This window comes from Clostridium niameyense, assembly GCF_001243045.1.
GTDB lineage: Bacteria > Bacillota > Clostridia > Clostridiales > Clostridiaceae > Clostridium_F > Clostridium_F niameyense.
The window spans coordinates 625,833-647,791 of sequence record NZ_LN849007.1 but is presented as its reverse complement, the minus strand read 5'-3'; the positions used below and the strand labels follow the sequence as shown (position 1 = coordinate 647,791).

The window sequence follows — 21,959 nt, the reverse complement described above, 5'->3', positions numbered from 1 at the left end:
AAGTAAAAAGGGACTTCTCATAATGCACAAAATGCAATATGAGAAGTCCCTTCTATTTTACAATAAAATTTTCTCTTAAAACTTATCACTTATAGTATAACATTTAATATTATTTTAAAATACTTTTGTAACAATTTATTTTGACACAACTCTTTATTATGCTTAATAAATTACATATAATTTTTTATCTTTATAATCTTTTCTCCTTCTATATAAACTCTTGGTACTCTCCTACCTATATTACATAAAACTTCATAGCTTATAGAATCTATTAAATCTGCCATATCTTCTGCATCAAATTTAGCATCACCTTGCTTTCCTAAAAGCACTACTTCATCATGAAGATTCACATTTTCTACATCCGTTACATCTATCATACATTGATCCATACATATAGTTCCAACTACAGGAACTATATGCCCATTAACTATTACTTTTGCTTTTCCTGATAAGTTCCTAGAATATCCGTCTCCATAGCCTACTGGTATAGTAGCTATAATACTCTTTCTTTTAGTTTTAAATTTTCTCCCATAACCTATACATTGATTTTCTTCTACAGCTTTTATATGAATTATTTTTGTTTTCCATGTAAGTACAGGCTTTATTTCTAATAATTGTTTTTTTACTTCATTTGAAGGATAGTATCCGTACTCTATTATTCCAGGTCTTACATAGTCAAATTTATATTCTGGCATATCTATTACTGTTGCACTATTTGCTACACACTTACTCCACACATCTAGTTTATATTTTGCAAGTTCTCTCTGAAATAAATTATAGTTTTTTATTTGAAATTTACAATATTCTTTATCTTTATGATCTGCTGAAGAAAAATGTGAAAATATACTACATATTTCCATATTTTCAAGCTCACTTATTTTCTTTATATCCTCAATGCTTTCTTTACTATACCTAAATCCTATTCGTCCCATTCCAGTATCTAATGCTATATTTATTTTAGCTATTTTACCTAATTTTTTTGCCTTTTTAGAAAGTTTATATGCAAAATCATAAGTTGATACTGCACTTTCTATATTATACTCAATTAATTTATCTATAGCTTCTTCTATAGTTATACCTAAAATCATAATTGAACAATCTATACCATTTTTTCTAAGTTCTATAGCTTCATTTATATTTGCTACTGCTAATTTATTTACCCCATTTTTTATAAGACACTTAGATACTTCTATAGCGCCATGACCATAAGCATCACATTTTACTATTCCAATTATTTTGCTACCTCTTACCTTTTCCTTGATTTTATTTATATTAAAATTAAGATTATCTAAGTTAATTTCAGCCCATACTGGATTTAATATTTCCATAATGTCCACCCCTTTATTATATACTAACAAAATTAAACTTTATAAATTATTACAATTATTCTGCTTACTTATATATAACCTTATACTAATAATATTAAATTATTTTATAATTTTATGGTAGCACCACACACTCATAAATATAATAGTAAAGTGGCTCTATAATATTTTCTATATTTCAAAAATATAAGTAGCTGTTGAATATTCAACAGCTACTTATATCTACTTATTTATGACCTAAACTATATTGTATTGTATAGGTAACAGATTGACTAATTCCTGGAGGATTTAATGTAAGTACATTTTCATACTCATTTTCATTAGTAATCCAATTTTTTAATACTGCATTTTGATTGGTAGGCTTTTGATTTGGATCATAATTATTTTTGGGTGTTACATAGAATAATCCATATGGACTAGAGTAACCATAATAGATACTAGCTGTTGCACCCTCTGGATGACTCCAATAAAATGATATATAAACAGTAGAATTGGAAAATTTACTTTTATATGTTACAAATCCAGATGAGCCTACAAGTCCAGTTTGATCCCCCTTAAAGTGCACACTTCCACCTGGAGGTATGCTATTAGGTGGATAAATCTCCAACATTCCACTTTGCAAATCTGTTTTAACCAATTCAAATTGTAAATCAGTATTATTATTTATATACATATCTATTGGTCTATCAAAAGCTGTTTGTCTCCAAAACTGGTTATGCATAGTTACCTCCACAATAATATTTATATAGATATAATATTCTTATAAAATTTATATGTGATTAAATAATTAATAAAACTACTTTATTCACAATTATAAATATATAGCATAGTATACCTTAGATATACTTTATTGGAGGATTTATATGAATATTGCTTATGTAACCTTATATAATAATATGACTTTTATGATTAAACCTAGCTATAAATCTGGTAGATGGCTATATTGCCATTATTGGTACAATAATATGTGGATTCCATCAATATTGGATATGTACTCTGTGGTAAATATATCCTATATGAATCCTAATGAGTCTACTATGCCTATGTATAATAACATATACCAAGGCTATTTAGAAAAATATCCTAATAAATATCGTGCTCCTATTAATAGTGGTAGCGAATTACTTATGAATACTTCCGGTGGCTTCAAACCTATGGCAGCTCTTAAAGGCGTCAGTGGTGGAGCCCAACCTGGATACGGAACAGTTATAGCACCAGTCTTTCCAAAAATAGATCCTAATTGGTTTTATACTGGATTTCCTACTAAGTTAACTGTAGGAAATGCCAACGGTGCTTTAATTGATTATATCCCTATATTCTTTTATGCTACAAAAGATGGCAATGAAAAATTTACTTTACCTAAATTGCCTGATCGTGTAGGATATCTTGATCAAAATAACAAATTTACAGAAACCCTAGTATGGAATGGACCTTTCAAAAAAGGTAATCTTTTGTTTACATTATTATTAGACAAAAATGATCCTGCTTGTAAAGGAAGTACTATAGATAATACAAGTTATTGGAATCTCTTAACTGAATTTAGTAACATTGATCCTGGATCAACAGCTAGCAAATCCATATCTATTACCAGTGGTATAACAAAACAAGAGAGTTATTCCATGTCTTTAACTATTGGATCAAAAGTTGCTGTAGAGGTAGGTATAGAAGGTATCGGAAAAATATCTACAGAGCTTTCTGCCCAATTATCAAGCTCATTTGGTGGAAGTGTATCTATAACAAGCCAAATAACTACAACAGATACAGTAAACTTCAAAGCTCAAGACAGAACTCAAAGAATATCTACTTATCAATTTGTTGAACAATATAAAATAGGTGCGGCAGACCCATTAAAGGCAAAAGTTAATGTCTTCAATGATCCAAATAGAAACTATGTAGCTAATTTTGCTAAAGCAGGTTTTGAACCAAGACCTTTTGACTATCAAAGTCGTTATTTTGCTAAGGCCTTTGTATTAGAACCTACTAGTTAAAAAATAATTCCTATCTAGTTAAACTTTAAGAATAAAAGTATCAAGCTTATATTCTTAAAGTTTAACTTTTTTTACTCTTATATATATTTATTAAAATAATGTATTTTATTTATTGACATAGATATAACAATATACTATATTGAAGTTGTTAAGTAAATATTTTACAGAGGAGGTCTTTTCTATGAAGAATAAATATTCAAATTTATTTGAACCAATAAATATTGGTAATGTACAAATCAAAAATAGATTTGCAATGGCCCCTATGGGACCTAGTGGTCTCTGCTGTGAAGATGGTACATTTAATGAGAAAGGTATTGAATATTATGTTGAAAGGGCTAAGGGTGGCACCGGATTAATAATAACTGGTGTTACTTATGTTGAAAACGATATAGAAAAATGCGTTATGCCTTCAATGCCCTGCCCAACACTGAATCCCACAAATTTTATAAGAACATCTAAAGTACTTACAGAAAGAGTTCATGCTTACAATGCAAAAATATTTCTTCAATTAAGCGCTGGATTTGGCCGTGTTAGCATACCTGGCGTAGTTACTAACTCTAAACCTGTAGCACCTTCACCCATCCCTCATAAATGGATTCCTAGTATTACTTGTAGGGAACTTACAGTAGATGAAATTAAAACCTATGTAAAAAAATTTGGTGAATCTGCAGCAATTGCAAAAGAAGCAGGCTTTGATGGTATTGAAGTACATGCAGTACACGAAGGATATCTTCTTGATCAATTCACTATGACTTTATTTAACAAAAGGACTGACGAATATGGAGGAAACTTAGAAAATAGATTAAGATTCCCTATAGAAATTCTTAATGAAATAAAAGAAACTTGTGGTAAAGATTTCCCTGTATCACTACGTTATAGTGTTAAAAGCTATATTAAAGGTTTAAATGATGGAGCCCTTCCAGGTGAAGACTTTAAGGAACAAGGTCGTGATCTTGAAGAAGGTCTTAAAGTTGCTAAAATCTTAGAGGAAGCTGGATACGATGCCTTTAATTCTGATGCAGGAACTTATGATTCATGGTATTGGAATCACCCCCCTATGTACTTTGAAAAAGCCCCTTATCTTATGTTAAATGAAAAACTCAAAAAAATACTTAATGTTCCTGTAATTACTGCTGGAAGAATGGACAACCCTACCCTTGCTAGCGATGCTATATATCATAATAAAACAGATATGATAGCTTTAGGTAGACCCCTTTTAGCAGATCCTTATATTCCCCTTAAAATAAAAGAAGAAAAACTTAAAAAAATCCGTCCATGCTTATCTTGTCAAGATGGCTGTATGGGTAGGTTACAATTAGGTGGAGCTATTTCTTGTGCTGTAAATCCATCTACTGGTAGAGAAAAAGATTTTCAACTAGAACCTGCAAAACATATTAAAAATGTGTTAATCATAGGTGGTGGAATAGCAGGATGTGAAGCTGCAAGAGTAGCTTCAATTAGAGGGCATAAGGTTTCACTATATGAAAAGAACAATAAATTAGGTGGTAATATTATACCAGGTAGTGTTCCTGACTTTAAAGAAGATGACCGAAATCTTATAAAATGGTATGAAAATGAACTTAAAGAAAACCATGTTAAAATTAATTTTAATACTACTGTTACAAAAGATTTAGTTAATAAATTAAATCCCGATGTAATTATTATTGCTACAGGCTCTATTCCTAAAATGTTAGATTTAAAAGGTAATAAAGATAAAGTTTATACCGCTCAAGACATACTTTTGAAAAATAAAGAATCTGGTGATTCAGTAGTTATAGTAGGTGGTGGATTAGTAGGATGTGAAACTGCACTTTGGCTTGTAAAGCAAGGTAAAAAGGTTACTATCGTCGAATACCTTAATGATTTACTAGCTTCAGGTCCTTCTATATGCCATGCTAATAGCCAAATGTTAAAGGACTTACTAAAATTTTATAAAGTTGATATTAAAACTAATTCCACAATATCTAACATAGATAACAATAAAGTTATAATAAACCAAAAAGGAAATGAATTCACGGTTAATGCTGATTCTGTAATTTTAGCTGTTGGATATTCTCCTGAAAAAACACTATATAATGATTTGAAATTCAATAATAAAGAAATTTATCTGTTAGGAGATGCTCGAGAAGTTAAAAATATTATGTCAGCTATTTGGGATGCTTTTGAGGTAGCTAGAAACATATAAAAATATAGGTAGTTGTTATTTAACAACTACCTATATTTTTCACCCTATAATAACTCTACATTTAATTTATTTTGCTGCCTTTTCTGCTCTAACCTGCTTGCCCTTTATAGTAACAGTCTTTAATCCCTCTAATACTTTTTTCCCCTTTCCATCTAATATATCAATATAAGAAAAATTATCTTGTACATCTATTATCCCAATATTGTCTGCTACAACTCCTGATATACTTGTTATTCCACCAACAATATCTCCTGGTCTTATTTTTTTCTTTTTACCCGCATTAATATATATTTTCATAATATCTTTATTTAGCTCATCACTTTTAACTTTTTTAGATTTCACAGATGAATTTATTTTTTTATTAAAACTACTTATGTCAATGTCTTCATATGTTATTTCTTCTCCTTTAGGTATTTTTAAGCCTATATATTCTTCAATTTTTCTAAAGAAATCATATTCATAAGGAGTTACAAAACTTATAGCTTTTCCTTTTTTTCCTGCACGACCAGTTCTCCCAGTTCTATGAACATAGCTTTCATTTTCTAAAGGTATATCATAGTTAATTATATGAGTTACATTTTCTACATCTATACCCCTAGCCGCTACATCTGTAGCTATTAAATACATAAACTCTCCTCTTTTAAATTCATCCATAACATTTAATCTATCCTTTTGCATCATTCCTCCATGCAAAGCCTTACAAGGATATTTTTCTTTGTTAAATAAATTCAAAAGCGTATCTACGTTTTTCTTTGTTCTACAAAATATAATACAGCTATCTGGATTCTCTTTTATAAGTATCTTTTTTAAAAATTTAAATTTTTCTTTTTCATCTACTTCATAATATGTATGTTCTATGTTCTTTTCCGTTATTTGATTTGGATTAACTTCTATAATAATGGGTTCACTCATATATTTTTTACATAAATGCTCTATTTCTTCAGATATTGTAGCAGAAAAAAGCATAGTTACTCTATTTTGTGGCAACTTGTCGATAATAGATTTTACCTCATCAATGAATCCCATATTAAGCATTTCATCAGCTTCATCAATAATTAAATATTTAATGTCATCAACTTTAAGTGTTCCTCTATTTATATGGTCTAAAGTTCTTCCAGGGGTTCCTACAACTATATTAACTCTTTGTTTTAATTCTTTTTGCTGAACACTAAAAGGTTGTTTTCCAAAAATAGCGGTAGCTCTTATTTTTTTAAACCTACCTATATTTTTTATATCCTCTTTTACTTGAACACATAGTTCTCTTGTAGGTGTAAGAACTAACACTTGAGGTTTATTTTCTTCAATATAAATATTTTCACATATAGGAATTGCAAAAGCTGCAGTTTTTCCACTTCCTGTTTTAGATTTAACTATTACATCTTTATTTTTAAGGATATTAGGTATAACCTGTTTTTGAACTTCGGTTGGTTTTTTATATCCTAACCTTGTTAAAGATTTTAATATCATTTTGTCTATTCCAAGATCTTCAAAATTTAATTCATTCATTTTGTCTTCTCCTTATTTCTAACATTCTTTAGAAAATTTTATCTGTATATTAGTATTGGTTTTTTATATTTAAATTATAGCTTTCATAATTATATCATAACTGAACAACAATCTTATCAAATTAAAAGAATGATAGCTACTTTAAATTAATTAAATAGTGTTACTCAAAACCTAAAAAATTATATAGTAAAATTTAATAAAAAATAAGTCTCTTATATTAAAAAGCGACTTATTTTTATATCTATAGTTAAATACACAAGTTTTATTTAAAATTTTCTAATATCATTTCCTTTTTTAATATATTACCTTCTCTAAGACTACTTCTCATAGCATTTATAATATTATCTATCTTTTCCAGCTCAATTAATATACTTTTTTCCTCTTCTTCAGTCCTTATAATCTTTTCAATACCTCCATTTTTAATTACTATTCTTTTATTTGCCATCAAAGCTAAAGTTGGATCATGTGTTGCCATTAGAACTATTTTTTCTTCATTAACCAAAAGGTTTAAAGCTCTTTTCCTATCTATACCTGCATTTTCTATCTCATCTATAAGTACTATAGGTGAAGTACTTAGTATAGCTGTATCAGCTATCATTAAAGCTCTAGACTGTCCTCCACTCAATCCTGTTATGTGAGTTTTCAAATTAAACTTTTCACCTGACAGTTCGTTGGCTGCATCTATTATTTTTTCTATAACTTTCTCCTCATTATCAATCATTCTACTTTTAGCGTGCAATCTTAAAAATTCTTCTACAGTCAAATCCATTACAAAATTCATATTTTGAGATAGTTGAGCTACTAACTTATTACTAGTTGAAAATCTCAGACTTTTATCTGGTATCTCTCCATTAATTAAAATAGATCTACCTGTTGGAGTATCACCATTAGCTGCCCATTCTATATCAGATAAAAGCCTACTTTTTCCTGAACCTGTTGGGCCAACTATTGAAATTATTTCGCTTTTATTAATAGTAAGACTTTTAAAATTTTCTACATTTCCAAGCTTATCTTTCCCAGCCAATATAGTTAAAGACTCCACATTTTGTCTTTCCAATCCTAAAAATTCAATCATTTGATTAATATACTCTTCAAAATCTACTTTTATTTTTTCTACATCTAGTGCTAAGTTCTCTATATCCTCTTGCGTAAAACTTCTTAAATAATTTTGAAAGGTATAATCTTCATATCCTTTTATATCTAACTTATTGCTTTCAAAAAATCCTAATATAAATGGGTACTTTTTTTCTATCTCTTTAATTTTCATAACTTCTAATTGATCTATTTTAATCATTTTTATCACCTAATTCTATTTTTTTAACATTTCCCAACTGATATTTTTCACCTATTCTTGTTTCTCCTAAACAATAAGAGCAAAGAGCAGACGGCATTGGAAACTTTAATGTTTTTTCATTTATACTTTCTATATTTGCATTTTTGTCATACAATAAAGTACTAAACTCAAAAGCACCTTGCCCTGTTAACCCATTAACATGCATTATTAATGCCTTAGGATTTACTAAATTAATTTTTGATGCAAAAACTTCTTTTTCTGCCTGAGATACAATATCCCCTTTTGTTATAACTACAATGTCTGCAGCTTTTAACATAGGTCCTATTTTTTTAGGAGTGTTAATACCACTTAAATTATCTATTACACATACTGATTTAATATCTTTAATATAAGGAGAACATCTATTACATAATCCTGCACTTTCTGTTATTAATAAATCTAGTTTCTCATTCGTACCCCACTTTATTACTTCTTCAATATTACTTATAAAATAATGATCTGGGCATAAAGCTCCTGACAATCCCTTTTTTACAGGTACTCCTGCTTTTTCATATAAAACATCATCATCTGTATATAAACAATCAAACTTCACAACACCTACAGTTAGACCTGTCTTTTTTATAGCATCAATAGATTTTAATATTATAGAGGTCTTTCCTGATGAAGGTGGTCCTGATATAGTTACTAAATTCATTTATTATAATTCTCCTTTCACTGATTTATTAAATACACTATTACATGTTTTTATTAGAGCTGCTATATCATTATTTTGTATATAATCCCATCCAATCCACATATATTTATTATTTTCTGAAATTCCATTCTCCACTTCAGGATTGACACTTGGAAATTTACCATTATGAGATAAAATTTCTCCTACTTTTTTAGATGAGAAAAAGTCTACAATAAATTTTATTTTATTGGCTTTTTCTTTTTTACATAACATAAATATAGGACTTATAATAGCTCCATCTTTAGGCCATACTGGAGTCATTGGTCCATTTTCTTTTATCATATTAGTAAAAAAGTATGGCATTATTGTGACTGTAGGTTTTTCTGATTTTCCAATGTTAGACTTAACCATTTCTGATGGATGCATGCTTCTTTGAAGTATTTCCCCTAACTTTTTTACTCCTTTTTCTCCAAATTTTTTAAATATATTTAAAAGTATTGAATTAAACAAATCAAAATCCCCTACAGGTAAACTTACGCTATGATTAAATTCATCTTTTAAAATATCTTCCCAACTAGTAGGCATTTTTCTTCCTTTAAGCTCCTCTTTGTTAACTAAAAAAATTGCAGGTACAACACCTATCATAGAATACTGTCTATCTGGATCTTTTAAATTTATATATTCATTTTCAAAATCCTTATTGTAATGCTCATATTCCGTAATATCTTCAAATACATTCTGAGTTTTATATTTTCCAAATAATTCTTCACTAAAGAATAAATCAAAACCTGCAGATATAAATATATCTGGTAAATTATCTTGTGAATTATCTTGTAAAAAATCCTTTAACCAATTAACTCCTACAGATGCTGGCTTTAGTTCATATTCTATATTACAATCAAAATCACTCTTATTTTCCTCCAACCACCCTTCAAAAGCTTCTGTTAATGGGAATCTTACAGGACAAGGTAGTACACCTGCAATTTTTATACTCTGAGTTTTATCTAATGATCCTTGAGTTTTATTTTTATTTCTTTCAATTTCATTTATTAGTTTCTCTACAAACTTATCTATATTTATTTTTTTTACTTTTAAAGCATTTTCTAGCGATATGGATTTCCCAAAAGTTTTTCTCTGATTTTCTTCTTTTATATTTTTAAAGCCTAAAGATACTAATAAATCTATAGCTTCATCATATTTTTCTGTAATATCAAATAATGAATCTTTTATATTAAAATACTTATTTCCCATATTAAAATCCTCCATTAAACCTAATTTTATTATTAGTTTATCATTATTTATTTATAAATTCAGTATCTTATGTTACCAATATTTCCATATAAAAATAAGGCTATATAAGTATTAAACCTTAACTTATATAGCCTATTTATATAATTTAATTATTTTTTATTATCATTAACTTTTTTCTTTAACATTCCTAAAATTAACATACCTATTATAGAACCTACAACTAAAGCTATAAAATAACCTAATGGATTAGATATAACAGGTAATACAAATATTCCACCATGAGGAGCCCTTAAAGAACACCCAAATGCCATAGATAATGCTCCTGCAACCGCTGAACCTACCACACAAGATGGTATTACTCTTAATGGATCTGATGCTGCAAAAGGAATAGCTCCCTCTGTTATAAATGAAAGTCCCATTATATAGTTTGTTAATCCTGATTGTCTTTCACGTTTTGTAAATTTATTTTTGAAGAAAGTCGTAGCAAGTGCTATAGCAAGTGGTGGAACCATACCGCCTATCATTACCGCTGCCATAAATTCAAATTGACCATTAGCCAAAGAAGCTGTACCAAAAACATAGGCTGCTTTATTTATTGGACCACCCATATCTATGGCCATCATACCACCTAAAATAGCACCTAAAGCTATTTTACTACTACTTCCCATATTATTTAAAATATTTGTTATTCCATTATTTAAAGCTGCAACTGGAGGATTTATTATAAACATAATAATCGCTCCTATTAAAAGTATTCCAAAGAACGGATAAAGAAGTACTGGTTTTAATCCTTCTAAGCTTTGAGGAAGTTTTGAAAATATTTTCTTTAGTACTAAAACTAAATATCCTGCTATAAAACCTGCTAAAAGTGCTCCCAAAAATCCTGATCCACCTGAATTTGCAAGCATACCACCTACAAAACCAACTGCTAAAGCTGGTCTATCTCCAATACTCATAGCAATATATCCTGCTAAAACTGGTAACATAAATCCAAAAGCTGTACCACCTACTTCTTTTAAAAACGCTGCAAATGGTGTATTAGAACCGAACTTTGCTGGATTTATACTATAATCATCAAATAAAAATGCTAAAGCTATTAATATACCTCCACCTATAACAAATGGTAACATATGTGATACACCATTCATTAAGTGTTTATAAATCTGACGACCTATTCCTTCTTTTTCTTCAAAGCTTTCTTTATCTTCACTTTTATTATGGTGATGATAAATTGGTGCTTCTCCGCTTATTGCTTTATTAATTAATTCTTCAGCTTTGTGTATTCCATTAGCAACTTTAGTTTCAATAACTCTTTTTCCTTCAAATCTTGCCATATCAACTTTTTTATCTGCTGCTACTATTATACATTCAGCATTTTTTATTTCTTCCTTAGTTAAAACATTTTTAGCTCCACCAGAACCGTTAGTTTCAACCTTTAAAGATATTCCCATTTCCTTACTCTTATTTTCTAAACTTTCTGCTGCCATATAGGTATGAGCTATACCTGTTGGACACGCAGTAACAGCTAGTACTCTGTATCCTTTATTTTCTTCCTTATTGTTCTCTTTATCTATCTTATCATTTTCTTGATTATCTATTAATTTTAAAAATTCTTCCTTATCTTTTGCATTTATTAAACTGTTTCTAAATTCCTCATTCATTAACATAGTTGAAAGTCTTGCAAGTACATCTAAGTGAAAATTATTTTCTCCTTCCGGAACAGCTATCATAAAGAACAATTTTGATGGACTACCATCCAAACTTTCATAATCTAATCCATGTTTAACTACCATAGCACTAAGTCTTGGCTCTTTGACAGCTTTTGATTTAGCATGAGGTATTGCAATTCCATCTCCTATACCAGTAGTGCTTAATTTTTCTCTTTCTAATACAGCATTTTTATATTGTTCCTTATCTGTTAAGGCTCCTGTATTATCCATTAATCCTACTAATTTATCTATAGCATCTTTTTTTGTTTCCAATTTAGGGTTTAATTCTATTGCATCTTTCTTCAATAAATCAGTAATTTTCATACACATTCCTCCCTTTTATTCTTATCTTTTAAAATAAGTTATCTAGTAATTTTATAACTTTTAAATATATTTCTTATAATTAACAAAGCTATTTTTACAATATTTGTTTTAATAGCTCTTTAACTTGTTCATAAGTTGCTAAATCTTCTGAAAATGCACTAGCACTGCCAGTTGCAACTCCCATTTTGAAAGCTTCTTCTAAGTTATTATTTTTTAAGTAACCTGCTATAAAACCTGCCACCATAGAATCTCCTGCTCCTACAGAATTTTTTAATATTCCCTTTGGCACATGGCTCTTTACTACTTGTCCCGTAGATGAGATAAATATTGCCCCATCTCCTGCCATAGAGATTAATACATTTTCAGCACCCATTTGTTGTAGTTTTTTACCATATTCAATAATTTCTTCTTGATTTTTAATTTCTACATTAAATAATTCTGCTAATTCATAATGATTTGGTTTAATTAAAAAGGGTTTATATTTTAAAACCTTTAATAAAAGTTCGCCTGTAGCATCCACTATAAATTTCACTTTCTTTTCTATAAGTCTTTCCATAATAATTTCATATATATCCTTAGGAAGAGTATTTGGCACACTTCCTGCAAGCACTAAAATATCATTTTCTTTTAATTTATCTAATTTATTAAATAAATTATTTAAAGCATCTTCATCTATATCTGGTCCTCTACCATTTATCTCTGATTCTTCTGTAGATTTTAGTTTTACATTAATTCTAGACATTCCATTTTTTAATTTAATAAAGTCTGTATTACATCCTTTATCTTTAACTCTTCTTTCAATTTCATCTCCTGTAAAACCAGCTATATATCCAAGTGCTATATTATCTACCCCTAAGTTATTTAAAACTATAGAAACATTAATTCCCTTACCACCAGCATAAATGCTTTCATAAGACGTTCTATTTAAATTTCCTACATTAAAATTGTTTACTTTAACTACATAGTCTAAAGCTGGATTAAATGTAATTGTATAAATCAAAGCTTTGACACCTCCATAACTTCTGTTAATTCTTTATATTTATCATTAGAAAGTTTTGTTGTTATTATTTTTGCATTCTCAATATCTGCAAAAATTACAGAGCTTATTTCATCAAATTTAGATTCATCTGCTAGTATATATGCATCCTTAGTTCTGTTTAAGGCTTCTTCTTTCACTAAAGCTTCCTTAATATCTGGCGTAGTATACCCTCTATTTTCAGATATACCATTAGCTCCAAAAAATCCTTTAGTAAAATTATATTTCTTTAGACTATTAATTGCTTCTACTCCTACAATGGCTTCCGTAATCCATTTAACTTCTCCACCCAATATGTAGGTTTTACACTCTTTTTCAATAAGCTTTTTAGCATGAGCTATACCATTAGTTATAAAAACTGCATTTTTTTCTTTTATAAAATCTATCATAATTTCAGTAGTAGTTCCTGCATCTAGATAAATAAAATCATAAGGCTTTATAAGTGAAGCCGCATATTTTGCTATTGCCATCTTTTCACTAGTTTTTAAGTTCTTACGTATAGTAACTTTATCATCTCTAGTATTTATATCTTTATCTATAGCCATGGCTCCTCCATGAACCTTATTAAGTTTTCCCTCTTTATGAAGTGCATTTAAATCTCTTCTAATTGTTGACTCTGATGAATTTAACTTTTCAACTAAATCACTAACATAAACTACTGAATTAGCTTCTAATTCCTGAAGAATTAACTCTTGTCTTTCCTCTGTTAACATTTTCATCACTTCCTTATATAAATAATACAACTATTTTTAATCACAGTCAATCATTTTCAATCAAAATAAAGCAGAATAAATCATAATCATTCATTTTCCTTAAATTTTATTCCATTATATCCTAATTATATAAATAAAAACGCATTAGCTATAGAAACCACTCTATAAACTAATGCATTTTATTAAGCTAATATATTTTTACAATATCTTTATACCATTAATTTGCAAATATTATTTGTAAACTCTACTGGATCATTTATAGTTAATCCTTCTATAAGTAGAGCTTCATTATATAATAAATTTGTATATAAATTAAGTTTATCCTTATCCTTTTCATAGGATTCTTTTAAAGATTTAAATACTGGATGGTTTACATTTATCTCCAATACCTTATCTGCTTTTATATTTTGGTTATTAGGCATAGAATTTAATACTTTTTCCATTTCAATACTAAGTTCACCCTCATTTGCAAAACATACTGGATGATTTTTCAATCTTTTTGATGCTCTAACATCCTTAACCTTATCCGACAAAATATCCTTCATAGATTTAAATAATTCTTTGTTTTCTTCAGTTTCCTCATTATCTTTATTATCATTATCTATACCTAAGTCACCACTAGATACAGATTTAAATTCTTTTTCTTTGTAATTCATTAACATTTTTATTGCAAATTCATCTACTTCATTGGTAAAGTATAATATTTCATACCCCTTATCCTCTACTGCTTCTAATTGTGGAAGCTTCTCTATTCTATCAGTAGATTCTCCTACAGCATAGTAGATATATTTTTGATCTTCTGGCATTCTAGATACATATTCTGCTAAGGTAACCATTTTCTTTTCTTTTGAAGAATAGAACATTAATAAATCTTGTAATACTTCCTTATTAGCTCCAAAGTCACTATATATACCATACTTTAATTGTGTTGCAAAAGATTCATAGAACTTTTCATATTTTTCTCTTTCATTTTTTAATAAGCTTTCTAGTTCATTTTTTATTTTATTTTTTATGTTTTTAGCTATAAGCTTTAATTGTCTATCATGTTGTAATATTTCTCTAGATATGTTAAGGGATAAGTCTTCAGAATCTACTATACCTTTAACAAATCCAAAATAATCTGGTAGTAAATCTGAACATTTATTCATAATTAAAACACCATTAGAATATAACTCTAGACCTTTTTCATATTCCTTTGTATAAAAATCAAAAGGTGTTTTTTCTGGAATAAATAAAATTGCATTATAACTTACCATACCATCTACGCTAGTATGAATATATTTTACTGGTTTATCAAAACCATAATGTTTTTCTGAATAAAAGTTTTCATAATCTTCTTTTTTAAGTTCACTTTTGTTTTTTCTCCAAATAGGAACCATACTATTTACTGTTTCTTCTTCTTTACATTCTTCAACTTCTTCTTTTTCACTACCCTCTTTAGCTTTTGTTTTTGTTATATCCATTTTTATAGGATATCTAATAAAGTCTGAGTACTTTTTAATTATAGATTTTAATGTATATTCCTCTAAATATTCATCATAATTTTCTTCTTCTGTATTAGGTTTTACTTTAAGTATTATCTCTGTACCATAGGATTCCTTATTATAAGGCTCTATAGTGTATCCATCTGCACCTTCTGACTCCCACTTATAAGCCTCATCACTACCAAAAGCTTTGCTTATAACAGTAACTTTTTCTGCTACTAAAAATGCAGAATAAAATCCTACACCAAATTGTCCTATTATATCATAGCCTTCTTTTAGCTCAGTTTCTTTTTTGAACTGTAGTGATCCACTTTTAGCTATAACTCCTAAGTTTTCTTCTAACTCTTCTTTTGTCATTCCAATACCTGTATCGGAAATCTTTATTATTCTATTTTCCTTGTCAGAAGTTACTTTAATATAATAATTGTCCTTTTCAAATTTTAAAGAATCATCTGTTAATGTTTTATAGTAAATCTTATCAATAGCATCACTAGCATTAGAAATAAGTTCTCTTAAGAAAATTTCTTTATGAGTATAAATTGAATTAATCATAAGGTCTAGTAGCCTTTTAGACTCTGCTTTAAATTGTTTCTTTTCCAAATTAATCTCTCCTCCCACATACAAACTAACGAAAAAATATTTTTGTTAGCACTTTCATTAATCGAGTGCTAATCCCTAGTCTTTATATAACATATTTTAACTTATTTGTCAACCATATTGCAAATGCAAATTTTAAAAATAATTTATTTGTTTATAATTTATATATTTTTTAAATTCATTTTTCTTAAATTTAACATTCTTATTATATAATATATTTTTAAATTTATCTTATTAAAATTTAAAGTTATATTAAATGCATCATAAGTATATTTAAATTTTTAAAGTAGAAAATATATTTAGCTTTAAAATAAACTGAGGTGTTATAAAATGAATAAATCAAAGAAAAATATAGATGTATTAATTATTGGAGCCGGTCCTTCAGGACTAACTGCTGGTATTTATTCATCTAGGTTTAAATTATCCACAATTATACTAGAAGATGAGTTTATCGGAGGACAAATTAGAGATGCATTTTTAATAGAAAATTACCCTGGCTTTAAATCTATAGATGGCATAGAACTTATAAAAAAATTTGAAGATCAAGCACTTTATTCTGGTTGTACTATAGATGAATTCGATAAAATTATATCATTAAAACTTACTAATCATGAAAAAATAATAGAAACAGAAAATCATATATATAATCCCAAAGTCGTGATTATAGCTTCTGGAGCTAAAAGGAGAGAACTGCCTATACCAGAAGAAAAAAAATTTCATGGCAAAGGCATTCACTATTGTGAACTATGTGATGGCCATATGTATAATGAAAAACATATTGCTGTAGTTGGTGGAGGAAACTCAGCACTTTTAGCTGTTAAATTTTTATGTAAATATGCAAGTAAAATTACACTAATACACCAGCTAGATTATTTTCAAGCAGAAAAGAAAATTCAAGAAGAGATTTTCAATAATCCTAAAGTAGATATTATATTAAACAGTGAAATAACTCACGCTCATGGTGAAGACAGTTTGTCAAAAATAACTATAAAAAATAATAAAACTACAGAAACTAAAGAATTAAATGTAGATGGTATCTTTGTATATATTGGATTTATACCTAATACTGAGTTATTCAAACCTTATATAAATCTTGATAAATTTGGTAACATATTAGCAGATGAAACTACAAAAACTAATATAGATGGTGTATTTGCATCTGGTGATGTAAGAACTAAATTATTTAGACAGCTTACTACAGCAGTAAGCGATGGTACAATATCTGCTCTTATGGCTGAAAAATATATTAATTCTATAAAGGAGTGATTATGTTGGTAAAAGTATATTCTATTCCTACTTGCTCTTGGTGTGAAAAGACAAAAAAATATCTTGATTCAAAAAATGTACAATATGAAACTATTGATATAGAAAGTGATTTAGAAGGTAGACAAAAAATGTTTGAAATTTCTCACCAAAAATCTGTTCCTGTTATAGATATTGACGGTGAAGTTATTATAGGATTTCAAAAAGATAAGTTAGATGAATTGCTTAAGCTATAAATAAAAAACTTGATGTAAACTTATTAAAAGCTTACATCAAGTTTTTTTATTCATATTTAAAGATTTAATTATTATAAAAGTTAAATCTTGTTAATTTATATAATATAATTTTATTAAATTATTTATATAAATAATCTCTTGTCATTGGAATATCATTATTCAATCCTTTTGTAAGTAAAAATTGATGTATATCTACTACTCCATAATGAAAAGATGCCGCACAAGAACATAAATACATTCTCCACATTCTTATAAACTTCTCATCAAACATTTTTCTTACTTTATCTAAATTATTTTCAAAATTTTCTTCCCAACACATTAGTGTTTTCATATAATGAAGTCTTAAGCTTTCGAGATCTACTATATGAAAATCTAAATCAGTAAATACATCTGTAACTTGCCTTATAGTAGGTATATATCCCCCAGGAAATATGTATTTCTTAATCCATCTATTTCCTTCTGTCTCAAACATACCGGTTATAAAATGTAATAAAAATATCCCCTGATCTTTTAAAACTTTATCTATATTTTTAAAATACAATGGTATATTAGAATTTCCTACATGTTCAAGCATTCCTACACTTACTATTCTGTCAAATTTAAGCTTAGATTTTTCTAAATCTCTATAATCCATAAGTCTAACATCTACATAATCTTCTAAATTTTCATTTTTAACTTTTCTTTTAACTTCTTCGTATTGCTCCTTGCTTAAAGTTATTCCTAATGCTTTTACCTTATATAATTTAGCTGCTTCTATAATAAGATATCCCCAACCACAACCTATATCCAATAAAGTTTGATCTTCTTTTAAGTTTAATTTTTTTAATATATAATGAATTTTATTCATTTCCGCATCATATAAAGTATCGTCTTCATTTTTAAAATATCCACAAGAATAACTCATTGTTTCATCTAGCCATAGACTATAAAAATCATTTCCTAAATCATAATGATAAGATATATCTTCTTTTTGCTTTTTCATTGAAGTTCCTTTTAATTTTATAATTTTAGAAAGTAATTTGTGACTATGTAAAAAACTATTTTTATTTCTATATATAGATTCTAATATAAATTGAAGATCCCCTTCAAAATCTATATCTCCATTCATATATGCTTCGCCAAATGCTAAACAAGCATCTTCTAAGACTTCAGATTTCTTTAATGGTTTATTAAAAATTACTGCAAAAGCAACTTTACCATCACCCATAATTTCTTCTGTATCATCCCAAAATTTAATCTTAAAAGTTTCTGTAGAAATTCCTTTGAGAAACTTCTTTATAAAAAACTTCTCTATTGCAAGCATCCCCTTTCATCTAGTTTTGTATACAAAACTGTATATATTTAAAAGATGTGTTAATTTTCATACATTTAAAAGTAATTTTATATTATTTTAATTTATAACCAAAATTTTATATTTTATTCTTAAATATCCCATATAAATTTACTTTTAACACATTATTTATAAAAATAAAATTCATAACTAATTCATAGAAATTTTCCATATATCAATAAAAAAACTGTATGAAAATAAAAACTTTTCACCTTTTTATTTTCACACAGTTTCTTCTAAATATATTATAAATTTAAAACATTTTTAAATAAATTACATAATCTTTCTGATTTATTATCTACTGCTATTACTTCATTATAGTAGACCCTACTTCTTCTATTTGCGAAATTTAATATAAAACTTCAATACATTTTATTATTAATATTATAGTAAAACATTATTTAAAAAACTCATCATATATATAATTTTTAATTTCTATAACTTTTCCAGAATTTCTTCTTTCCATTCTTTCTATATTCACATTTATAACTTTTCTTATACTACTAGGACTATTAGACATAACCATAATTCTATCTGATACTAAGATAGCCTCTTCAATATCATGAGTCACTAAAATCATGGTTATATTTTCCTTTTTCCATATATTTAATATTTCCTGCTGCATGTTTATTCTAGTCATAGCATCTAATGCACCAAAAGGTTCATCTAATAATAATATTTCAGGTTTATTAACTAAAGCTCTTGCAATACTTATTCTCTGTTGCATTCCTCCAGATAACTGATGTGGCATAGCATTTTTGAATTTTGTTAAACCTACTAATTCTAAATGGTTATCTATGATCTTTTTCCTTTCAATATTAGAGATATCTTCCCTTAATCCAAAACCTACATTGTTTTCTACACTAAGCCATGGAAATAACCTAGGTTCTTGGAAAATCATACCCCTTTCTAAGCTTGGACCTTTAATGTGATTTCCCTTAAAAATTATTTCTCCACTATACTCACTATCAAGACCAGCTATTAGTTTTAATAATGTACTTTTTCCACATCCACTTGGTCCCAAAAAAGATATAATTTCTCCATATCTTACTGAAAAATTAATATTGTTTAATACTTTAAATTCCTTTGAATCTACCTTAAAAGCTTTTGAAATATTTTTAACTTCAAGAATATCCTCACTCTTTAAATTCATATGCTCACCCTTAATCCTTATCCATATTTACATTCCACTTTAATATTGATTTTTCTAGTAATCTAAGTATTTTTTCTATAATTATACCTATAATCCCTATAGAAATCATACCCACAATCATCACATCTGGCTGGGATATATCTCTTGCATAATTTATTAAAAAACCTACGCCCTTAGATGCAGCTATCATCTCAGCTCCAACTACACATCGCCAAGCCATATCAATACCTAATCTCATGCCTGTAAATATAGAAGGCATGGAAGATGGTAATATAACTTTAAATAATAAAGTTTTTTTATCCTTTTCCAATATAGACGCTACTTCTAATAATTTGTAATCTGTATTTTTTATTCCCCATATAACATTTATTAATACAGTCCAAAAAGTTCCTATAGCAATTAACGCTACCTTAGAGGTTTCACCAATTCCACACCACAAAATTAAAAGTGGAATCCATGCAAGAACAGGTATAGGACGCAAAAATCCTATTATTAAACTTAAATAATCATCTATTTTTTCATATAAACCACATAATATTCCTATTATTAAGGCTAAAATTGTTCCAATAAAAAATCCCTCTAACACCCTAATGATACTAATAGCAATATGAGCAAATAACTCCCCAGATAAACACATAGCCATAAATGTTTTTCCTATTTTACTTGGCTTTGGCAATATATATATTGGAATAATTCCTTTAGAACTTGATATTTGCCAGATTAATATTAATACTATAGGGGCTATTATTGATCTAATGGTTCTTTTGAACTTTTTTGAATTACAATTCATTATTGTACCCCTAGTTCTTTTAAGAACTTCAATTCTACACAGTCCTTAGCTGGTACAGGTTCCCTAATTACTCCTATTTTCTCTAAAAATTTAGATGTATCTTCCATAGAGTCTATAGCTTCTGGTGATATTTTTACAACATACTGTTCTTTTTTCATAGCTTCAAATACTATATTTTCATCCATCTTCATAACCTTAGCTACTATCTTAGCTGCTTCTTTTTTATTCTCATTTACCCATTTTTCTGTTTTTAAATATACTTTAAGGAGTTTTTTTGTATCTTCTGGATACTTATTTATAAAATCTGCAGTTGCAATTGTTATATTTACATTTACTTTTAATCCCTTTGTATCTGCAACTTGTCTTCCTATTTTTTCTTTTTCAATTGCTCCGATCCACGGTTGCCAAATAATTGCCGCATCTACATTATTAGTTTGTAATGTATTTTTTATATCAGCAGGTGGCACATTAATTACCTCTACATCCTTTTGATTTAGTCCATATTTTTCTAAATATAAATTAAATATACGTTGACCTATGGAACCTAAAGTAACTGCTACCTTTTTTCCTTTTAAATCTTCCACTTTTTTAATTCCAGACTTTTCTGTAACTACTAATCCGTAATTTTTATCTCCTTGAGAATGCAATGCTATAGCTTTTACATCAACTCCATTGGCCCTAGATGAAAATATAGGCTGATCTCCTATATGTCCTATATCTATATTTTTGGATGCAAAAGCTTCCATTAAAACTGGACCAGATTTAAATTCAGTAAATTCTATTTTAGTATTTGAACCCTTAAACTCCTCATCAAACCAACCTTTTTCTTTTGCAACTATAGGTAATACTTGCAATATTCCTGCACTTGGAACATATCCTATTTTAATAACATTAGGCTTCTTTTTATCTTTTGTTTGAGATGCTTGTCCACAACCTGTAACCCCAAATATTAAAATAAATAAAATAGCACATAACTTAATAAATCTTTTCTTCATATTTATCCCCTTTCAGACAAAATTGTTATTTTTCTGCATACCTATTTGTAATTATATTGGTTAAAATTATATGTGTCTAATAAGTATTCCTTATACATTTGCTTGTT

The 21,959-nt window shown here is 27.9% G+C and carries 18 protein-coding genes; 4 read left to right on the top strand and 14 right to left on the bottom strand.

Annotated elements, in window-relative coordinates; genetic code table 11:
- Nucleotides 1–170 precede the first annotated feature (170 nt).
- Both alr and BN1711_RS04035 read right to left on the bottom strand, forming a co-directional pair.
- Nucleotides 171–1,331, bottom strand: coding sequence for an alanine racemase (gene alr / locus BN1711_RS04040; protein ID WP_423243704.1), 1,161 nt, complete (start codon nucleotides 1,329–1,331; stop codon nucleotides 171–173).
- Between the two features lie 220 nt (nucleotides 1,332–1,551).
- Nucleotides 1,552–2,046, bottom strand: coding sequence for a hypothetical protein (locus tag BN1711_RS04035; protein WP_050606902.1), 495 nt, complete (start codon nucleotides 2,044–2,046; stop codon nucleotides 1,552–1,554).
- Between the two features lie 142 nt (nucleotides 2,047–2,188).
- Between BN1711_RS04035 and BN1711_RS04030 the strand changes: the two genes are divergently transcribed.
- Complete coding sequence (locus tag BN1711_RS04030; RefSeq protein ID WP_050606901.1) at nucleotides 2,189–3,313, top strand: hypothetical protein; 1,125 nt, start codon at nucleotides 2,189–2,191, stop codon at nucleotides 3,311–3,313.
- 181 nt (nucleotides 3,314–3,494) lie between these two features.
- Entirely contained in the window at nucleotides 3,495–5,498 is a 2,004-nt protein-coding gene (locus BN1711_RS04025) for an oxidoreductase (RefSeq protein WP_050606900.1), read from the top strand.
- 66 nt (nucleotides 5,499–5,564) lie between these two features.
- Here BN1711_RS04025 and BN1711_RS04020 read toward each other — a convergent pair whose 3' ends face one another.
- The 8 genes from BN1711_RS04020 to htpG all read right to left on the bottom strand — a co-directional run bounded on the left by BN1711_RS04020 (nucleotide 5,565) and on the right by htpG (nucleotide 16,088).
- Nucleotides 5,565–7,004 carry a DEAD/DEAH box helicase gene (locus BN1711_RS04020; RefSeq protein ID WP_050606899.1) on the bottom strand — a complete coding sequence of 480 codons (1,440 nt, stop codon included), beginning with the start codon at nucleotides 7,002–7,004 and terminating at the stop codon, nucleotides 5,565–5,567.
- A 262-nt stretch (nucleotides 7,005–7,266) separates the two neighbouring features.
- Entirely contained in the window at nucleotides 7,267–8,298 is a 1,032-nt protein-coding gene (locus BN1711_RS04015; protein ID WP_050606898.1) for an ATP-binding cassette domain-containing protein, read from the bottom strand.
- Nucleotides 8,291–8,992: a GTP-binding protein gene (locus BN1711_RS04010; protein ID WP_050606897.1), complete on the bottom strand. Its 702-nt coding sequence runs from the start codon at nucleotides 8,990–8,992 to the stop codon at nucleotides 8,291–8,293. The genes BN1711_RS04015 and BN1711_RS04010 overlap by 8 nt, the downstream gene beginning before the upstream one ends.
- Nucleotides 8,993–8,995: 3 nt before the next feature.
- A complete protein-coding gene (locus tag BN1711_RS04005; protein ID WP_050606896.1) occupies nucleotides 8,996–10,222 on the bottom strand; it encodes an ABC transporter substrate-binding protein in 1,227 nt (408 codons plus the stop codon).
- A 149-nt stretch (nucleotides 10,223–10,371) separates the two neighbouring features.
- Nucleotides 10,372–12,255, bottom strand: a complete 1,884-nt coding sequence (locus BN1711_RS04000) for a PTS fructose transporter subunit IIABC (protein ID WP_050606895.1) — start codon at nucleotides 12,253–12,255, stop codon at nucleotides 10,372–10,374.
- Nucleotides 12,256–12,349: 94 nt separating this feature from the next.
- Complete coding sequence (gene pfkB / locus BN1711_RS03995; protein ID WP_050606894.1) at nucleotides 12,350–13,255, bottom strand: 1-phosphofructokinase; 906 nt, start codon at nucleotides 13,253–13,255, stop codon at nucleotides 12,350–12,352.
- Complete coding sequence (locus BN1711_RS03990) at nucleotides 13,252–14,004, bottom strand: DeoR/GlpR family DNA-binding transcription regulator (protein WP_050606893.1); 753 nt, start codon at nucleotides 14,002–14,004, stop codon at nucleotides 13,252–13,254. Before BN1711_RS03990 ends, pfkB begins: the two co-directional genes overlap by 4 nt.
- Before the next feature lie 209 nt (nucleotides 14,005–14,213).
- The gene (gene htpG / locus BN1711_RS03985) at nucleotides 14,214–16,088 is read right to left on the bottom strand and encodes a molecular chaperone HtpG (RefSeq protein WP_050606892.1); all 1,875 of its coding nucleotides are present in this window, start codon (nucleotides 16,086–16,088) and stop codon (nucleotides 14,214–14,216) included.
- A 327-nt stretch (nucleotides 16,089–16,415) separates the two neighbouring features.
- Between htpG and BN1711_RS03980 the strand changes: the two genes are divergently transcribed.
- Nucleotides 16,416–17,351: an NAD(P)/FAD-dependent oxidoreductase gene (locus BN1711_RS03980; protein ID WP_050606891.1), complete on the top strand. Its 936-nt coding sequence runs from the start codon at nucleotides 16,416–16,418 to the stop codon at nucleotides 17,349–17,351.
- A 2-nt stretch (nucleotides 17,352–17,353) separates the two neighbouring features.
- Nucleotides 17,354–17,584: a glutaredoxin domain-containing protein gene (locus BN1711_RS03975; protein ID WP_341472988.1), complete on the top strand. Its 231-nt coding sequence runs from the start codon at nucleotides 17,354–17,356 to the stop codon at nucleotides 17,582–17,584.
- Nucleotides 17,585–17,702: 118 nt separating this feature from the next.
- Here BN1711_RS03975 and BN1711_RS03970 read toward each other — a convergent pair whose 3' ends face one another.
- From BN1711_RS03970 to BN1711_RS03955, 4 genes are all read right to left on the bottom strand, one after another.
- Entirely contained in the window at nucleotides 17,703–18,878 is a 1,176-nt protein-coding gene (locus tag BN1711_RS03970) for a class I SAM-dependent methyltransferase (protein ID WP_050608428.1), read from the bottom strand.
- A 433-nt stretch (nucleotides 18,879–19,311) separates the two neighbouring features.
- Nucleotides 19,312–20,067, bottom strand: coding sequence for an ABC transporter ATP-binding protein (locus tag BN1711_RS03965; protein ID WP_050606890.1), 756 nt, complete (start codon nucleotides 20,065–20,067; stop codon nucleotides 19,312–19,314).
- A gap of 10 nt (nucleotides 20,068–20,077) precedes the next feature.
- A complete protein-coding gene (locus BN1711_RS03960) occupies nucleotides 20,078–20,857 on the bottom strand; it encodes an ABC transporter permease (protein WP_050606889.1) in 780 nt (259 codons plus the stop codon).
- The gene (locus BN1711_RS03955) at nucleotides 20,857–21,852 is read right to left on the bottom strand and encodes an ABC transporter substrate-binding protein (RefSeq protein WP_050606888.1); all 996 of its coding nucleotides are present in this window, start codon (nucleotides 21,850–21,852) and stop codon (nucleotides 20,857–20,859) included. The genes BN1711_RS03960 and BN1711_RS03955 overlap by 1 nt, the downstream gene beginning before the upstream one ends.
- Nucleotides 21,853–21,959 lie beyond the last annotated feature (107 nt).